This is a genomic window from Celeribacter ethanolicus (assembly GCF_001550095.1).
In the GTDB taxonomy this organism is placed as follows: Bacteria; Pseudomonadota; Alphaproteobacteria; order Rhodobacterales; family Rhodobacteraceae; genus Celeribacter; species Celeribacter ethanolicus.
In genome coordinates this window covers 34,619-50,436 of the sequence record NZ_LRUC01000029.1, presented here as the reverse complement: position 1 = coordinate 50,436, position 15,818 = coordinate 34,619, and the positions used below count along the sequence as shown (strand labels likewise).

General features: G+C 59.2%; 17 protein-coding genes, 1 tRNA gene and 1 pseudogene. 12 read left to right on the top strand and 7 right to left on the bottom strand.

Going from position 1 to position 15,818, the window contains the following annotated elements:
* A pseudogene (locus NH195_RS20860) lies at positions 1-509 on the bottom strand (transposase); the annotation flags it as partial.
* 132 nt (positions 510-641) lie between these two features.
* On the opposite strand from NH195_RS20860, the gene NH195_RS11840 reads away from it, so the two are divergent.
* On the top strand, positions 642-1,061 hold the full coding sequence (locus NH195_RS11840) for a hypothetical protein (protein WP_155846165.1): 420 nt from the start codon (positions 642-644) through the stop codon (positions 1,059-1,061).
* Here the strand turns inward: NH195_RS11840 and NH195_RS11835 are convergent.
* Positions 1,046-1,771 carry a hypothetical protein gene (locus tag NH195_RS11835; RefSeq protein ID WP_066707198.1) on the bottom strand — a complete coding sequence of 242 codons (726 nt, stop codon included), beginning with the start codon at positions 1,769-1,771 and terminating at the stop codon, positions 1,046-1,048. The genes NH195_RS11840 and NH195_RS11835 overlap by 16 nt on opposite strands.
* A gap of 228 nt (positions 1,772-1,999) precedes the next feature.
* Between NH195_RS11835 and NH195_RS11830 the strand changes: the two genes are divergently transcribed.
* Both NH195_RS11830 and NH195_RS20855 read left to right on the top strand, forming a co-directional pair.
* Positions 2,000-2,329, top strand: coding sequence for a hypothetical protein (locus tag NH195_RS11830; RefSeq protein WP_066707194.1), 330 nt, complete (start codon positions 2,000-2,002; stop codon positions 2,327-2,329).
* Complete coding sequence (locus tag NH195_RS20855; protein WP_081423908.1) at positions 2,322-3,872, top strand: recombinase family protein; 1,551 nt, start codon at positions 2,322-2,324, stop codon at positions 3,870-3,872. The genes NH195_RS11830 and NH195_RS20855 overlap by 8 nt, the downstream gene beginning before the upstream one ends.
* Here NH195_RS20855 and NH195_RS11820 read toward each other — a convergent pair.
* The 4 genes from NH195_RS11820 to NH195_RS11805 all read right to left on the bottom strand — a co-directional run bounded on the left by NH195_RS11820 (position 3,835) and on the right by NH195_RS11805 (position 7,560).
* Positions 3,835-3,911, bottom strand: a tRNA-Arg gene (locus tag NH195_RS11820). The two genes, NH195_RS20855 and NH195_RS11820, sit on opposite strands and share 38 nt — an antisense overlap.
* A 90-nt stretch (positions 3,912-4,001) precedes the next feature.
* Complete coding sequence (locus tag NH195_RS11815; RefSeq protein WP_066707187.1) at positions 4,002-5,447, bottom strand: sensor histidine kinase; 1,446 nt, start codon at positions 5,445-5,447, stop codon at positions 4,002-4,004.
* 8 nt (positions 5,448-5,455) lie between these two features.
* Positions 5,456-6,829 carry a dihydrolipoyl dehydrogenase family protein gene (locus tag NH195_RS11810; protein WP_066707184.1) on the bottom strand — a complete coding sequence of 458 codons (1,374 nt, stop codon included), beginning with the start codon at positions 6,827-6,829 and terminating at the stop codon, positions 5,456-5,458.
* Positions 6,826-7,560, bottom strand: coding sequence for a TVP38/TMEM64 family protein (locus NH195_RS11805; protein WP_066707181.1), 735 nt, complete (start codon positions 7,558-7,560; stop codon positions 6,826-6,828). The genes NH195_RS11810 and NH195_RS11805 overlap by 4 nt, the downstream gene beginning before the upstream one ends.
* A gap of 306 nt (positions 7,561-7,866) precedes the next feature.
* Here NH195_RS11805 and rpmH point away from each other — a divergent pair, with 306 nt between their 5' ends.
* Genes rpmH through yidD form a run of 3 tightly spaced genes read left to right on the top strand, consistent with a single transcriptional unit; the run spans position 7,867 to position 8,729 of the window.
* Entirely contained in the window at positions 7,867-8,001 is a 135-nt protein-coding gene (rpmH, locus tag NH195_RS11800; RefSeq protein WP_043868490.1) for a 50S ribosomal protein L34, read from the top strand.
* A gap of 36 nt (positions 8,002-8,037) precedes the next feature.
* Positions 8,038-8,475, top strand: coding sequence for a ribonuclease P protein component (gene rnpA, locus NH195_RS11795; RefSeq protein WP_066707178.1), 438 nt, complete (start codon positions 8,038-8,040; stop codon positions 8,473-8,475).
* Positions 8,472-8,729 (top strand): membrane protein insertion efficiency factor YidD, encoded by a 258-nt coding sequence (gene yidD, locus NH195_RS11790; RefSeq protein ID WP_066707176.1) that lies wholly within the window; start codon positions 8,472-8,474, stop codon positions 8,727-8,729. The genes rnpA and yidD overlap by 4 nt, the downstream gene beginning before the upstream one ends.
* Here the strand turns inward: yidD and NH195_RS11785 are convergent.
* A complete protein-coding gene (locus NH195_RS11785) occupies positions 8,726-9,058 on the bottom strand; it encodes a hypothetical protein (RefSeq protein WP_066707173.1) in 333 nt (110 codons plus the stop codon). The two genes, yidD and NH195_RS11785, sit on opposite strands and share 4 nt — an antisense overlap.
* A gap of 178 nt (positions 9,059-9,236) precedes the next feature.
* Here NH195_RS11785 and ttcA point away from each other — a divergent pair, with 178 nt between their 5' ends.
* From ttcA to NH195_RS11755, 6 genes are all read left to right on the top strand, one after another.
* Positions 9,237-10,118 carry a tRNA 2-thiocytidine(32) synthetase TtcA gene (ttcA, locus tag NH195_RS11780; protein ID WP_066707170.1) on the top strand — a complete coding sequence of 294 codons (882 nt, stop codon included), beginning with the start codon at positions 9,237-9,239 and terminating at the stop codon, positions 10,116-10,118.
* Positions 10,119-10,210: 92 nt separating this feature from the next.
* Entirely contained in the window at positions 10,211-11,746 is a 1,536-nt protein-coding gene (locus NH195_RS11775; protein ID WP_066707167.1) for a putative bifunctional diguanylate cyclase/phosphodiesterase, read from the top strand.
* A 104-nt stretch (positions 11,747-11,850) separates the two neighbouring features.
* Positions 11,851-13,665, top strand: a complete 1,815-nt coding sequence (yidC, locus tag NH195_RS11770; RefSeq protein ID WP_066707164.1) for a membrane protein insertase YidC — start codon at positions 11,851-11,853, stop codon at positions 13,663-13,665.
* 14 nt (positions 13,666-13,679) lie between these two features.
* Complete coding sequence (gene yihA / locus NH195_RS11765) at positions 13,680-14,327, top strand: ribosome biogenesis GTP-binding protein YihA/YsxC (RefSeq protein ID WP_066707206.1); 648 nt, start codon at positions 13,680-13,682, stop codon at positions 14,325-14,327.
* A gap of 63 nt (positions 14,328-14,390) precedes the next feature.
* On the top strand, positions 14,391-15,281 hold the full coding sequence (gene argB, locus NH195_RS11760; RefSeq protein ID WP_066707161.1) for an acetylglutamate kinase: 891 nt from the start codon (positions 14,391-14,393) through the stop codon (positions 15,279-15,281).
* Complete coding sequence (locus NH195_RS11755; RefSeq protein ID WP_066707158.1) at positions 15,278-15,784, top strand: SixA phosphatase family protein; 507 nt, start codon at positions 15,278-15,280, stop codon at positions 15,782-15,784. The genes argB and NH195_RS11755 overlap by 4 nt, the downstream gene beginning before the upstream one ends.
* Positions 15,785-15,818: the final 34 nt, after the last annotated feature.

Below are 15,818 nucleotides of genomic sequence, written 5' to 3'. Positions count from 1 at the left end.
TTTGTGGTTCCAGCCAAAACCTTTGACGTTCCGCAGATGCAAAAAGCACAGACCAAACCCCCAACTCCTCTTGGCCGTTGTCAGCGCGACAAGCCAATCGGCGATCAGCTCGTTCTCAGCTCTGAGCGTCGGCTGATATCGATAGCACGTCTCACTGATGCTGAATGCTCGGCAGGCCAAAGCAATGCTGACGGACCGGTGCCGAACCGCCCACTCGGCCATCTCTCTGCGTTGAGACGGCCTTACCACTTTTTTCCAAGCGCTTCCTTCAACAGGTCGTTTTGCATGCTCTTCTCGGCATACATGCGCTTGAGGCGCTTGTTTTCCTCGTCGAGCTCTTTCATCCGCGCCATCAGGCTCGCATCCATGCCGCCATACTTCGAGCGCCATTTGTAAAAGCTCGCCGAACTCATCCCATGCTCACGGCACAGATCCGCAACCGGCACACCGCCTTCGGCCTGTTTCAAAATACTCATGATCTGAGCGTCGCTGTATTTCGATTTCTTCATCAGAATCTCCTCTTTTATCTTTCGAGAAAATTCTACTTTCAAACGCCCCTAAATTTCGGGGGGATTACCCTTGGGGCCTATTCCCCTGACAACTGGCAAGAGTTGCGTGAAAAGGTAATGGCTATTTCGGGTATGATGACGCTCATCGAATTGGAAGACACCAAGAACGGTGCCAAAGGTCGAACTCATCCCAAGGCCGCGACACGGATTTTTCAGCTCTTGGGGCATTTGGCCGAGATACCTCTATTACAAGCTCAAATCACTCAGGATGCATCGCTGATCCCGCCACAGGATGAGCTTCAAGCCTTTGCCCATGACGTGACAATCCCGTGCTTCTTTGACGCGATTGAGCTGGCACAAAACTCTGGGGCCACGTCAATTGCAGATGATCTCGGGACACTTGAGGATTTTTTCAAAGACTTGGAAATTGCCAAGCTGGGTGATCCCTCGCGGCACAAAGATTTCAAAACACTAGGCGCGCAGGAGTGGGCGAGGCTCTGGCCGTGCAATGAAGCTCTAAAACCAATTCTAGGCGGTCACTTCACAAACTGAACTTTGACTTGATGCAAATCGCATGGATGCTCGAACACCCAAGTGACGAGGGATTTGATATCGGCGGGGATGTCGGCTTCGGATGCAGTCACCAATACAAATTCATGCAGCCCTTCATCGTGATTTTCTGCCAAAGGATCGAGCTGCCCGTTTGGTATCTTAGGCAGATGGCTTTTCCCCACTTGCACAGGCGCACTTGTCTCCCCCTCTGAGCCAAGAGGGATGTTATGCCATTGCCCGCGTACAGATTGCAGAGCCACGGCATGGCCCTCTGCCTCACTGTCCAGCTCAAAGCAAAAGCGTTCGCCCAGTCGCAAGGTTAAGTCGGCGGGCTTCAATTGGCTTTCTCGCTCAACGATCCCCATGGTTTTGGGAACCAGCACAAGCCGAAAGCAATCTGATCGCGCCCGCTCTTCAAGAATAGCCTGCCAGCGTTGCTCTGGCGTTTCTGGGAATTTTTCAGGAGCGACTTGAAGGAGAAGATCAAAATGATGCTCCGTCAGCCATTCATAAATCAGCTTCGCATAGGCCCGTCGGATTTTACCTTTGCGAAAGTTCGCAACATAATCCTTTCCCATCACGATCTTCCGCCCGAGAGCGGCATCCATGATCTGATACACCGTCAGATTGAGAAGCTTCCCCACATTAAAAGTCAATTTATAGAGCTGCATGCGCTCCTCTTCAGACGCCTTCAGCCAATCAATATCCACAAGAATTTCCTGCTGCCGAATACCCGTTCTTACCCGCAGTCTGCCTCATGATTTGCCATTCTGACCAGCTTATTTTCAGGTCAGTCACTATCATTGAGTGCAAATAACGCTTTGGAAAATAGGACTATTATCCTATTATGTTCTTCTTTTGTTCTTGCATGCGTGCAATGCAGGAACTCAACAGAGGAGACCAAAGTAACGCACAAACAGGCAGAAAGGACACGGAACATGACCGACACACCCCCAGATTTTAACCCAGAGACCGCACCGCCGCGTCTCACCATCGACTGGGACGCCTATCTGCCATTCTTCGAGAATGAAGAGATTTCCGATCAGGACAAACAAGAGCTGATCGAAGCCCTCTGGGCGATTGTCGTGAGCTTTGTCGATCTCGGATTTGGCGTCCATCCCGTCCAGCATGTCTGTGGACAAGACATCTCTTTGCCTGCCCCACCGTACAGCGATGTGGTAGACTGTGAGGTAACACCAACAGATCAAAACGACACCATGCCTTTGGACACCACACCACAGGCAGGAGAAGGGAGTCCCGATGTTTGATACCACCCCAACACAAGCCCTTATTTACTGCCGCGTCTCTTCGACCAAACAGAAGCTCTCTGGCGGCGGATTGGAATCTCAGGAGCATCGGTGTCGGCAATATGCCGAAGCCAAAGGCTATGACGTTGCGGCGGTCTTTCCCGATGATGCGTCAGGCGGCGGGACATTCATGAAACGCCCCGGCATGGTCGCGCTTCTGAGCTTTCTTGATGCCCAGCCCGAGAAAAACTTTGCTGTGATCTTTGACGATCTCAAGCGTTTTGCCCGCGACACCCAGTTTCACATCATGCTCCGCAATGAGCTTTCCGCCCGTGGGGCCAAGGTGGAATGCCTGAACTTCACCTTCGAAGACACGCCCGAGGGGCGCTTTGCCGAAACCATCTTCGCAGCCCAAGGCGAATTGGAGCGGGAACAAAACCGCCGTCAGACATTGCAAAAGATGCGCGCTCGCATCGAAAAGGGCTATTGGGTGTTCAGTGCGCCCATCGGCTATCGCTATCAGCGCAGTCGTGAGCATGGCAAACTTCTGGTGCGTGATGAACCTGCTGCGTCTTCCGTTCAGGAAGCATTGGAAGGCTATGCCTCTGGGCGTTTCCAGACCCCGACAGAAGTGCGCCGCTTTTTGCAAAAACACCCGCAGCACCCGAAAAACACCATCCATCCTCAGCGCATTCACGACATGCTGACCCGTCCCGTTTATGCGGGCATGGTCGAAGCCCCCTCATGGGGTATCTCCTTGCGTCAGGGCTTCCATGAGCCCCTGATCAGCTATGAGACCTATTGCCAAATTCAGGACCGCCTAAACGGCAAACCAACGGCCCCCATGCGCGTGGATATTGACGAGGCCTTTCCGTTGCGTGGGTTTCTCCTCTGCGAAGACTGTGGCAAGCCCATGACGGCTTGTTTCTCGACCAGCCAGACCGGCGCGAAGCATCCGTATTACTGGTGCAAGACAAAAGGCTGCCCAAGTCACCGCAAAAGCATTCGCCGCGCCAAGGTCGAGGAAGACTTCGAAGCATTTCTTGGCACGCTGCAACCGACCAAAGGGTTCTTCGACTTGCTTCAACGCATGTTCTCGGATGCATGGGCGGCACGCTCGGCTTTGGAGAACATGTCGCGGGAAGACGCCAAGCGCCAGCTCGTCAAGCTCGACGGACAGATTGCCAATCTCGTGGAACGGATCATGGACAGCAGCCAGCCTGCGGTGATTGCCGCCTATGAAAAGAAAATCAGCACCTTGGAACAAGAAAAGCTGGTGATGAAAGAGCGGATCGCCAAACCGCAGGAAGAAAAAACACGCAAAGGGACGTATTACGAACTCGCTCTCGCATTTTTATCAAGCCCACAAAGGATTTGGCAGGAGGGGAATTTTGCATGGAAGCGGATTGTCCTGAGATTGGCCTTTATGGAGCCAATTATCTATTCCCGTGAGAAAGGTATTCGAACTCCAAAAACCACCTTACCATTCAAGGCCTTAGAGGTGTTTGATAGGGAAAAATGTGAAATGGCGCGCTGGGGAGGATTCGAACCCCCGACCCCTTGATTCGTAGTCAAGTACTCTATCCAACTGAGCTACCAGCGCGCGGGGTAGGGGCGATGTACAGAGAGTCGCGGGGGGGCGCAAGAGGCCTTTGTCATTTTTTTGAAAAACTTATCATCGCGCGTGCGATTGTCATTCGGCGGCCTCGGTTGAGACGGACATTCCCGCCTGTCCCGGCACCGAGATCGAAAAGCCTTTCGGCAGATGAATCTCGAAGGCTGTGCCCGTCTCGTCACTGCGCTTGAGCAGCAACCGCCCGCCATGCCCCCGGACGAGTTCGGCAGAGATTGCCAGCCCAAGACCGAAACCGCCCTTGCGCGTGCCGCCCTGAAAGGGTTGAAACAGGTATTCGCGTGCTTTTGGCGGCAGCCCCGGTCCGGTGTCCGTGACCGAGAGCACCCATTCCCCCTCGTCCTCGCGCCCGGCAACGGAAATCTCACCGCATTCGCCGGTCGCCATGATCGCCTGTCGGGCATTGCGCACGAGGTTCGAAAGCACCCGATGCATCTGCTCGCGATCCGCGCGCACCACCATGGTGGCAGGGATGTCCTCGGCAAAGGACAGGTCGAAATCGCCGATGGCGAGACGCTCACCTTCGATCACCTCGGCCACGAGCTCGGCCAGGCGCACGCCGGTGAGGGTCGGTGCGGGTTCCTCCGCCTTGCCGAAGGCCAGCGTGGTCTCACAGAGGTTCACCGCGCGCTGGATCGAATTCACCAGCTTTGGGGCGGAGCGGGTCACCGCCGGGTCTTCCGACATTTCGAGCCGGTCGGTGAAAAGCTGAGCCGTGGTGAGAATGTTGCGCAGGTCGTGCGACACCTTCGCCACCGCCCCGCCCAATTGCGCCAGCCGTTCCTTTTGCCGCAGAGAGGCGGTCAGTTCCGTCTCCATCGCCTTGAGCGCCGCTTCGGCTTCGCGTAGCTCGGCGACCTTGGCGGAGGGTTCGATGATCCGCCGGGTGTCCTCGGGCGCTTGGGCATAGGAGGTCATCGCATGGACCACCCGCTTGATCGGCCGCACCAGAAGCGCGCGCACCGCAAGGAACAACAGCCCCGCGGTGAGGAAAGAGATCACGGCGGACAGGAGCAGAATGCGCAACCCGTAGTCGATCATCGCGACACGCAGCGGCGCGGTCGGCAGCGTCACCTCGATCAACAGCCCCGCCTGCTTCACCGGATCGCCGATCACACGGATCACACGCTCTTCGGGATCGAACAGCGTCACCATGGCATCGCGGATCAACTCCAATGCACTCGCGTCGCGCAGGTCGTAAGTGGCGTGGATCTGCTCCGGGATCGGAGACGAGAGCACCAGTTGGCGAATCTCGTTGCGGCGCAGCACGACGTTATAGACACCGGCATTGGCCAGAAGCTCGTCTTCGAGGTCCATATCGAGGCTGTCGTTGGCAAGAAGCGCAAGAGAGGCGATCTGGGCGCGTTCCAGCCGCGACAACAGGAAATCCTCACGGAACCGCGCGACGGAAGGGACAAAGATCATGATCTCGGCGGCCATCACGAAGATGACCGTCAACATCAGGAACCGTCCCGTCAGCGTATTGAGAAACCGCGGCAGTTTCATCCTGTCCCTTATGGCAAAAGCCTCTGAATCACTTGCACGACCCGTTTGAGCTTTCGATTATCGAAAAGTCTCGGGATAAAATAGGCACTTGTCACACGTTTGTTAAGCTCAGCCAATGTCGGATAGGGCGCGATCATGCCTGCGATCTGCCTCATCTTGAGCTTTGCCGAGACCGCAAGCGACCAAAGCGCGATCAATTCACCCGCCTCAGGCCCGACGATGGTCACGCCGACGGGCCGCGATTTGACCACCATGAGCTTGATAAACCCCGGCCCGGCCCGGCCCGTCGCAACCGCCCGGTCATTGCCCGAAAACTCGGCCCGCACCACCTCAAGCCTGTCGCCATGAAGCGCTCGCGCCGCCTCTTCGGTCAGCCCGACCTGCGCAAGCTCGGGATCGGTATAGGTCGCATGCGGAATATGATCCGCGCGCAGCTTGGCAGGCAGGCCAAACAGCAGCCCCCGGATCGCCACCCCGGCCTGATAGCCCGCGACATGGGTAAAGCGCGGATGATCGGCCAGCACATCGCCCAGCGCATAGATGCGGCGGTTCGACGTCCGAAGAGTCGCGCCCACCTGGATACCGTCTTTGCTGCGATCCACATCGGCGTGCTCAAGCCCAAGCTCTTCTGAATTGGCGCGCCGTCCGGCGGCCAGCAGAAGATGCGAACCGGAAAGGCGCGACCCATTCGAGAGGGAGAGAGAGATCGCCCCGCCCTGCCCCGCAACTTCGCTGACCTCTATCTCTTCAAGAATGCGGACGCCCTCCGCGATCAGGGCTTGTTTCACCAGACCAGCCGCCTCGACATCCCCCCGCGCCAAAACCCGGCCCACCTCGATCACCGTCACCTTGGCCCCGAACCGGACGAAGGCCTGGGCCATTTCCATGCCGATCGGACCGCCGCCGAGAATCATGAGATGCTCGGGGCATTCGGACAGGGTCCAGAGCGTCTCATTCGTCAGATAAGGCACGTCCGACAACCCGGGGATGGGCGGAATGAAGGGCCGCGATCCCGTGGCAATGACGAAGCGGCGCGCCTTGATCCGCGTATCTCCAGCCTCCACGCGTTTCGGCGAGGTGAACCGCGCCTCTTCCCGGATCACGGTGCAGCCAAGGGATTCGAACCGGTCCTGACTGTCATGCGGCGCGATGGTGGCGATGGTCTGTTGCACATGGACCATGGCTTCGGAAAAGCTCATCCCGGATGCGGCGCCATGCAGCAGCGCCTTCGAGGGCACACAGCCCGTGTTGAGACAATCACCGCCCATCTCGCCCTTCTCGATGAGCACGACCCGCGCGCCCATCTGGGCTGCACCCGCCGCAACGGAGAGCCCGCCGGACCCGGCCCCGATGACGCAAATGTCGGTCCTGATCGTCTTCATGCGCGCTCCACCATGGCCCCCTTGCGCCAAGCCTTCCACAAAACCGGCAGAAGCGCGAGCAGGCAGAGGCCCAACAGGGGCAGAAGAATGAAGGGCTCGAAAATCACTCCGAGATCGGGCGCCTCACCTCGCTCGAACACCTCGCCCAGCCCGGCGCCGACAGAGGTATAGACCAGAGCCCCCGGCACGATGCCCAGCGCGGTGGAAATCACGAAGCGATGAAAGGGTACGCCGAACAGGGCGGGCAGAAGGTTGGCGACGAAAAACGGCACCACGGGCAGGAACCGCAACAGGAACAGCATGGACCATTGGTTTTCGTCGATGCCCCGCTTGATGCGATGAATGCGCCCCTCCGAGGCGTCGATTCGGGACGCAAGCCAATCGCCAAGCCCCCAGCGCGCCGCAAGGAACAGAAGAGACGCTCCGAGCACCGCCCCCGTCATGTTGAACAGCACCCCCGGGAACAGCCCGAACAGGAAACCGCCCGTAAGCGTGGACACCGTCGCCCCGGGCAGCGACAGCGCAACGATGCCGGTATAGATCGCAACGAAGACCAGCACCGAAAGCGCTCGATGGCTTTCGGTGAAGGCAACGAGCCCGGCGCGATTCGCCGACAGAGCCTCGAAGCTCAGATGCCCGCGCAACAGCACAGCCAGCATCACCGCACAAAGCGCAAAAAGCACCAGCGCCCAGAGATGCCGTTTGCCGCGTCGATCCGTGTCGCTTTGCACAAGCCCGCCTTTCTGTCGCAGGGTCCATCACAAGGGTTGTGCCAGCATGCGCAATCCGGCAGGACTGCGCCAGTCTTTCGCCGCAGGTCTCACGCGCCGGTGATCATCTGTCAGGGCTTTGCCCCTTATCAACCATCGTGTCGGCCATTTTGTTACAGATTTCCGGCGCATGAGAATTGACAACCGCCCGCGAGCCTCCTATTGGCAGGGCTTCGAACGATTACTCGCCTTCGAATCCCTTGTCATGCGCCAGATCGGCAGTGACGATCGGGTTTGGGCCCCAACGCAACCGATGGAGATGGCGCGATGAAACGCACCTATCAACCGAGCAACCTCGTCCGCAAGCGCCGTCACGGCTTCCGTGCCCGTATGGCCACCAAAGCCGGCCGCAAGGTTCTGAACGCGCGCCGCGCTCGTGGCCGCAAGTCCCTCTCCGCGTAATTCGCGCTTCCGGGACCGCCTGAACAGGCAAAGCTGATGACACCGCCGAACGCACCCGAGGACAAGGCACTTGCCGACGCCGAAGGGTTGCAGTCGGCGGTTTTGTCATGCCTGCATAATGCATCCCCCCTCGTGACATTGTCGAAACGCAACGATTTCCTGAAAGCGGCCCGCGCGCGGCGTCAGGGAACGTCGAGCTTTCTCTTGCAGGGCCGCAAACGCGACGCCACGGAGCCCGCCACGGGCATCCGGGTCGGCTATACCTGCTCCAAAAAGGTCGGTAACGCCGTCGCCCGCAACCATGCCAAGCGACGCCTGCGCGAAGCGGCCCGTCTGGTGATTCCCGAGCTTGGTCGCGACGGGTGGGATTACGTGCTGATCGGCAAGAAGAGCGACACAAGCGCGCGGCCCTTTGATCTCCTGCTGAAAGACCTCAGATATGCCCTGAGGAAAGTCCATGGAGACCACACATGACCCCGCTCGCCTTTGTCATTTCCCTGCCCGTGCGCGCCTATCGCAAGGTGTTTTCACCTTTCGTCGGGCACAATTGCCGCTATCAGCCAACCTGTTCGGCCTATGCGATGGAAGCGCTGGAAAAACATGGCGCGATCAAGGGCACATGGCTCGCCATCCGTCGCATCGGGCGCTGTCATCCGCTGGGCGGCATGGGGTACGATCCCGTGCCCGAGCCGAAATCCAAATCCGCCACCCCGGACCGCAAAGCCTAACGGTCTTTCGTTTCCTTACGCTCAAGCACCCAGTGACCGGCACCACAGGTGCGACTGCTCAGCCGGTCCCCCTCCCCGGCGCCCACCGACAGTAGCCCCTCTTCCGGAATGTCGAGCACGCCATAAGCCGTGACGCCGTCCTGAATGCGCCGATAGCCGAGCTTCTTGTCCCAGATCACATCTGCCATGGCGAACAGACCCAGCTTGCGCCCTCCCTGCCAAGCCACAGCGCCTCTGGCCGCCCCGAAGACATGCGGCACGGAACAGAACCAGGTTTCCTCAATCTTCTCCTCGGGCAAATCCGGGATGGCAATTCTGAGCTTCGCCATCTCCTTCCCCGCTACAACCTTCATGTGAACAATATTCATACGATTGGAAACATCTCGTTCAGGCATAATGCACCCCCTCTTTCAAACAGGCTCATTCTCTCACACTCAACGATCTTCGTCCTTGATCCGGCGCACTGACCCTCTTGCGAGACTGGGGGAAAGGCCCTATTCCCGCGCCATGCTTGATGATCTCGACGATATCCATCCGCTGTTCCACGGCGCGCCCTCCACCACGGAGTTCAAGAAACTGCGCAAGCGGATCATCCGCAATGTGCGCGAGGCGGTCGAGCAATACGGCATGGTCGAACGCGGCGCGAAATGGCTCGTGTGCCTCTCCGGCGGCAAGGACAGCTATACGATGCTCGCCGCCCTCTACGAGCTGAAATGGCGCGGCATGTTGCCGGTCGAGCTTGTGGCCTGCAATCTCGATCAGGGTCAGCCGGGCTTCCCCGCGACCGTGCTGCCGGAATTCCTTGAGAAAATGCAGGTGCCGCACCGCATTGAGTATCAGGATACCTATTCCATCGTTATGGACAAGGTGCCGCAAGGGCGGACCTATTGCGCACTCTGCTCGCGCCTGCGGCGCGGCAACCTTTACCGAATCGCGCGCGAGGAGGGCTGTACCGCAGTCGTCCTTGGACACCATCGTGACGATATTCTCGAAACCTTTTTCATGAATCTCTTCCACGGCGGGCGGCTTGCCACCATGCCGCCGAAGCTTGTGAACGAGGAAGGCGATCTGTTCGTTTACCGTCCGCTCGCCCATGTCGCCGAAGAAGATTGCGAGAAATTCGCCCGGGCGATGAATTATCCCATCATCCCCTGCGATCTGTGCGGCTCGCAGGACGGGCTGCAACGCCAGCAGGTCAAACAGATTCTCGACGGCTGGGAGAAAAACAGCCCCGGTCGCCGCCAGGTGATGTTCAAGGCCCTGACCAACATCCGGCCGTCGCATATGATGGACCCGAAACTCTTCGACTTCCTTGGCCTTACGCGCACGGAGCGCACGATCAAGGATTCGAATGATGAAAATTCTATGGAAATCCCAAGGTTGCGTTAACCGACCGGCCACTTTCTTGGGGCATGTTCCAGGGTGTCACAGGCCATTCCGGCCACAGAACAGACGCCACGGAACAGACCGGGACAAGAACCATGCCGAACGACATCGCAGCCAAGCTTTACCGCCTGCGCGATGCCCTGACGGGGCCACAGACACTCGCTTTCCTCCCTGCGCTGTGCCTCGGCGCCTATTGGTTCGGCGGCGAAAGCCTTCTCATTGCCTGCGCACTCCTGTTGCCAGCGCTCGCGGCCTTTCTGAGCGTGACGAATGGTGTATGTCGCCATGGCCCTGTTGCGCGCGATGGCCTCACCGGACTGCCCCTGCGACGGGCGATCACCGACACGTTGGACCAGATTCTTGATGCCCGGGACACGACGGGCCGCACCACCGCCTGCCTCGTCGTTGAGATCGACGATTTCCGTGCGCTCGGCTCGGGGTTCGGCGCCTCCGCAAGCGATGACATCCTGATCGCCGCGACCCGTCGCCTTCAGGATGCTCTGCGCGATCACGACACCATCGCCCGGCTCGAAGGCGCACGTTTCGCCATTGCACTTGCGCCGGTCCGGCGCGCCGATCTCGAATCCCTCATTCAACTGGCCTCCCGCCTACAGGCGGCTCTGTCCGAACCCTTCTCGATCAACGCGAGCAAAATCTTCGCCACGGCCTCCATCGGGTTCTGCATGCCCAATCGCGCCCCCGCCGCCTCGGGTCAGGCCTTTCTCGACGCCGCAGAAATCGCCCTGAGCGATGCGCATCACAATGGCCCCGGTTCGATCCGCGCCTATTCCCCGGCCATTTCGCCACGCACACTCGACCGCATCAGTCTGAACACCGATGTCGGCGAAGCGCTTGAGAACGGGCAAATCCTGCCCTGGTTCCAGCCACAGATTTCCACCGATACCGGTGAGGTCTCCGGCATGGAGGCGCTCGCGCGCTGGGCTCATCCCGAACAGGGCATTCTCACCCCCGGTCAGTTCATGTCGGATATCGAAGAACTCGGCCTCCTGGAACGTCTGAGCGAAGTGATGCTCTATCACGCTCTGAAAGCGCTCAAGACCTGGGATCGCGCCGGTTTTCATATCCCTTCCGTCGCCGTCAACTTTTCACCGACCGACCTCGCCAATCCGAAAATCGTGGACAAGATCCGATGGGAACTGGATCGCTTCGAGCTGCTGCCTTCGCGTTTGAGCGTGGAAATCCTCGAAAGCGTCATTTCCTCCTCGGACAACGACACGATCACCCGAAACATCTGGGCGCTCAAGGAAATGGGCTGCGGCATTGATCTCGACGATTACGGCACAGGTCATGCCTCCATCGCCAACATTCGCCGTTTCGCCGTGAAACGTATCAAGATCGACCGTTCCTACGTATCGCGCTGCGATCTCGATCGGGATCAGCAAAGCATGCTGGCGGCCATTCTCACCATGGCGGAGCGGCTCGACCTCGCGACCCTTGCCGAAGGTGTGGAAACCGTTGGAGAACATGCCATGCTCTCCCAGTTGGGGTGCAATCATGTACAAGGCTTTTCGATCTCCCGCCCGATGGCCTTCGAGCAGACGCTCGCGTGGATGGAAACCCACAATCGCAAACTGGCGCAGGCGCCGCAGATCGGACGGCGCGCGAGTTGATCACTTTCCGGCATTTTCCTGAGGAAATAGCCGAAACCGCTTGACCTCAGGGCTTCTGGGAGGTTGAACCACCCGAGACTGAATTCCAAAATCGGGCGGCCTAGATGGACGATCAAAACAAGAACCTGATTCTTGCCGTGGTGCTGAGCGGCATCGTAATGCTTGGGTGGACGATCCTGTTCCCCGCACCGGAGACCGTGACGGATCCGAATGCGACGGTGACGGAAGTTGCCAATACTGACGCCGGGCAAACGACCGCCGTCGCACCGCCAGCGGCAACCGGCACTGCGGAGGCCCCATCCGTTGCGGAAACGGCTTCTGCCTCTGCCGAGGCGCCGCGCATTGCCATCGAGACCCCGCGTGTCATCGGCTCGCTCTCCCTCGTCGGCGGTCGCATCGACGATCTGTCCCTCAAGGATTACAAGACGGAAATCGACGGCGACGAGATCGTGACTCTGCTCGAGCCCATCGGCGATGCCACCCCCTATTACGCCACCTATGGCTGGGCCCCCGGTGGCGCATTGACCGTTGAGGACGTCCCGGGCGCCAACACGCTCTGGAGCGTGGAAAGCGGTTCGGAACTCACCCCGGACAGCCCCATCTCCCTGAGATGGGACAATGGCAAGGGCCTTGTTTTCCATCGTGAAATCTCGGTCGACGACAATTATCTCTTCACCATCACCCAATCCGTGGAGAACGCGGGCGACGCCGCCGCCCGGCTCTTTGCCTATGGCGTCGTGGCCCGTCACGGCACGCCGGAGCGCACCGTGCGCTCGCCCGTCCTGCATGAAGGTCTGGTGCGCCTTTCCGACAAGGAACTGGACGAAGAGAAATACAAGAACATCGTCGATTTCGATTACGACCCACGCGAAGGCGGCAAGGTTTCGGTCGTCTCCGTTGAGGCCAACGGCTGGACCGGTTTCACCGACAAGTACTGGATGACCTCTCTTGTGCCGCAACCCGGGCAGAGCTTCACCTCCGTGGCGAAATACGTCGAGGCCGGCAATATCTATCAGGTCGAGACCCGCATGCCGACGGTCGACGTCGCTCCCGGCGCCAGCGTGACGACCACCTCCTTCCTCTTCGCCGGTGCGAAGGAATGGGAAACGATCAAACATTATCAGGATGACAACGGCTTCTACCGTTTCGTCGATTCGATTGACTGGGGCTGGTTCTGGTATTTCACCAAACCGATCTTCCGCATCCTGCACGCGCTGCATGGCCTGATCGGTAACATGGGCTGGTCCATCCTCATTCTGACCCTGATCATCAAGGGCATCATGTTCCCGCTGGCCTATAAATCCTACGTCTCCATGGCGCGGATGAAAGAGCTTCAGCCGGAGATGGAGAAGCTCAAGGAACAGGCCGGTGAGGACAAGGAAAAACTCCAGCGCGGCATGATGGAGCTCTACAAGAAGAACAAGGTGAACCCGGCCTCCGGCTGTTTGCCGATCCTCTTACAGATCCCCGTGTTCTTCTCGCTCTATAAGGTGATCTTTGTCACCATCGAACTCTACCACGCGCCGTGGATCGGCTGGATTCACGACCTCTCCGCACCGGATCCGACCTCAATCCTCAACCTCTTCGGCCTGCTGCCCTTCGCGGCACCGGAAGCCGGTTCGGCCCTGGCCTTCCTGTCGCTCGGCGTGTTGCCGATCCTCCTGGGGATCTCGATGTGGCTGCAACAGAAACTCAACCCGGCGCCGACCGATGCGTCGCAGGCGATGATCATGGCATGGATGCCCTGGGTGTTCATGTTCATGCTCGGCAATTTCGCCTCGGGTCTGGTGCTCTACTGGATTTGCAACAACACGATCACCTTCACTCAGCAGTATCTGATCATGTGGAGCCACGGTCACCGTCCCGACGTGTTCGGCAATGTGCTGCGCTCGCTGAGGCTCAAGAAAAAGGGCGCCTGAGGGCGTGAATGACGATGGATCTACAGTTTCCCATCGCTGAACCAGATGCGGCGGCCCTCGAAAAGGGCCGCTTGCTGTTTGCAGGCGAGACAGAATTTCTCAAAGGCGTCGTCGCGATGGACGGCATGCCCCCGGACGACCGGCTGGAGGTCTGTTTCGCGGGACGCTCGAACGTCGGAAAATCGTCTCTGATCAACGCGTTGACCGGGCGCAAGGCGCTTGCACGCGCCTCGAACACCCCGGGCCGGACGCAGGAGATCAACTTTTTCACCTGTGCCGACAGCCATTACCTCGTCGATCTTCCCGGCTATGGCTTTGCCAAGGCCCCGGTGAAAACCGTCGAGAAATGGCAGCGCCTGCTCAAGGCCTACCTGTCCGGTCGCGCCACTTTGCGCCGCGCTTTTGTTCTGATCGACAGCCGCCATGGGGTGAAAGAGGTGGACGAGGAGATCATGACGCTTCTCGACAAATCCGCCGTGACCTTTCAGGTCGTGCTGACCAAGGCTGACAAGGTCAAGGAGGTCGAACGCCAGCAAGTCATCGAACAGGTGCGCGAGAAGATTTCCAAACACCCGGCCGCCTACCCCGAACTCATCGTCACCTCCTCGGAAAAGGGCTGGGGTGTCGATGTGCTGCGCGCGGTGATCGCGACCCTCGTCTGATCCGCTTGGCCTCGGATCGGGAAGCCTGTATTGAGGGACAAACCCTCATCTGGATTCCCGAACATGAAGAAGCAAGACATGAACAGAGACTGGATCGCCACCGCCCGCACCCTTTCCCAAGCGCTGCCCTATCTGCAGCGATACGAGGGTGCGACCGTGGTGATCAAGCTGGGCGGTCATGCCATGGGCTCTGACGAGGCGATGGAGAGCTTTGCCCGCGACGTAGTGCTGATGCAGCAGGTCGGAGTGAAGCCGGTGGTCGTCCATGGTGGCGGTCCGATGATCAACAAGCTTCTGGCCGATCTCAACATCCAGTCCGAATTCGTGAACGGCAAACGGGTGACCGACAAGGCCACCGTCGAGGTGGTCGAGATGGTGCTCTCGGGTCTCGTGAACAAACGCATCGTTCAGGCGATCAACGGTCAGGGCGGGCGGGCCGTCGGGATTTCCGGCAAGGACGCCAATCTGATGATCTGCGAACAGACCCATCCCGATCTGGGCTTTGTCGGCACGCCGGTGGACATGGACCCGTCGATCATCAAGGAACTGGGCGACGAAAACCTGATCCCGGTGATCGCCCCGGTGGGCGCGGGCCGGAATGGCGAGACCTTCAACGTCAATGGCGACACGGCCGCAGGCGCTATCGCGGGTGCGCTGAAAGCGGACCGACTACTGCTTTTGACCGATGTGTCGGGTGTGAAAGGTGCGGATGGCGCGGTGCTGACCTCGCTCAATTCCGCCCAGATCAAGCAGCTCACGGAGGAGGGCATCATCGCCGGTGGCATGATCCCGAAAACCGAAACCGCGCTCGATGCCTTGAAAGACGGCGTGCGGGCCGTGGTCATCCTCGACGGGCGTGCGCCCAATGCCTGCCTGCTTGAGCTTTATACCGAACACGGGGCTGGCTCGCTCATTCGCGACACCGAACCCCGGATCAAGCCGCACGAGGCATGACACGCCGCCTGATCCTGATGCGTCACGCGAAATCGAGCTGGGACGATCCCCGGCTCGATGACATTGACCGCTCACTCAATGCCCGCGGTCAGAGCAATGCCAAGACGATGGGCGCGTGGCTCAAGGCGCAGGGGTATTTCCCGGATCAGGCACTGGTCTCGGTCGCCACTCGCACGCAACAGACTTTTGAACGGGTCGCACAAGGGCTTGGCATGCAGCCCGAGCTGCGCGTGATCGACAGGCTGTATCTCGCCTCCGAGCTGCGGATCTTGCAGGAATTGAAGAAAGCGACCGGCCAGACGGTCCTGCTCATCGCACACAATCCCGGAATCGGTGAATTCGCCGCACGCTTCGCCCAAAACCCGCCCGTGCACGGTGATTTCCTGCGGTATCCGACCTGTGCCACGACCGTGTTCGAGCTTGGTGCAGAGAACTGGTCCGAGGTGCGATATGGTGCCAACCCGGTTCTGGACTTCGCAATCCCACGAGAGATCGACATATGAAAAAGGCGCCCCGGGAGGCGCCTTTCTTTTGCGA

Coding starts and splice junctions, on each gene's coding strand:
- NH195_RS11840 (WP_155846165.1), top strand. CDS start 642: ATGATGACGCTCATCGAATTGGAAGACACCAAGAACGGTGCCAAAGGT.
- NH195_RS11830 (WP_066707194.1), top strand. CDS start 2,000: ATGACCGACACACCCCCAGATTTTAACCCAGAGACCGCACCGCCGCGT.
- NH195_RS20855 (WP_081423908.1), top strand. CDS start 2,322: ATGTTTGATACCACCCCAACACAAGCCCTTATTTACTGCCGCGTCTCT.
- NH195_RS11815 (WP_066707187.1), bottom strand. CDS start 5,447: ATGAAACTGCCGCGGTTTCTCAATACGCTGACGGGACGGTTCCTGATG.
- NH195_RS11810 (WP_066707184.1), bottom strand. CDS start 6,829: ATGAAGACGATCAGGACCGACATTTGCGTCATCGGGGCCGGGTCCGGC.
- rpmH (WP_043868490.1), top strand. CDS start 7,867: ATGAAACGCACCTATCAACCGAGCAACCTCGTCCGCAAGCGCCGTCAC.
- rnpA (WP_066707178.1), top strand. CDS start 8,038: ATGACACCGCCGAACGCACCCGAGGACAAGGCACTTGCCGACGCCGAA.
- yidD (WP_066707176.1), top strand. CDS start 8,472: ATGACCCCGCTCGCCTTTGTCATTTCCCTGCCCGTGCGCGCCTATCGC.
- NH195_RS11785 (WP_066707173.1), bottom strand. CDS start 9,058: ATGGCGAAGCTCAGAATTGCCATCCCGGATTTGCCCGAGGAGAAGATT.
- ttcA (WP_066707170.1), top strand. CDS start 9,237: ATGCTTGATGATCTCGACGATATCCATCCGCTGTTCCACGGCGCGCCC.
- NH195_RS11775 (WP_066707167.1), top strand. CDS start 10,211: ATGCCGAACGACATCGCAGCCAAGCTTTACCGCCTGCGCGATGCCCTG.
- yidC (WP_066707164.1), top strand. CDS start 11,851: ATGGACGATCAAAACAAGAACCTGATTCTTGCCGTGGTGCTGAGCGGC.
- yihA (WP_066707206.1), top strand. CDS start 13,680: ATGGATCTACAGTTTCCCATCGCTGAACCAGATGCGGCGGCCCTCGAA.
- argB (WP_066707161.1), top strand. CDS start 14,391: ATGAAGAAGCAAGACATGAACAGAGACTGGATCGCCACCGCCCGCACC.
- NH195_RS11755 (WP_066707158.1), top strand. CDS start 15,278: ATGACACGCCGCCTGATCCTGATGCGTCACGCGAAATCGAGCTGGGAC.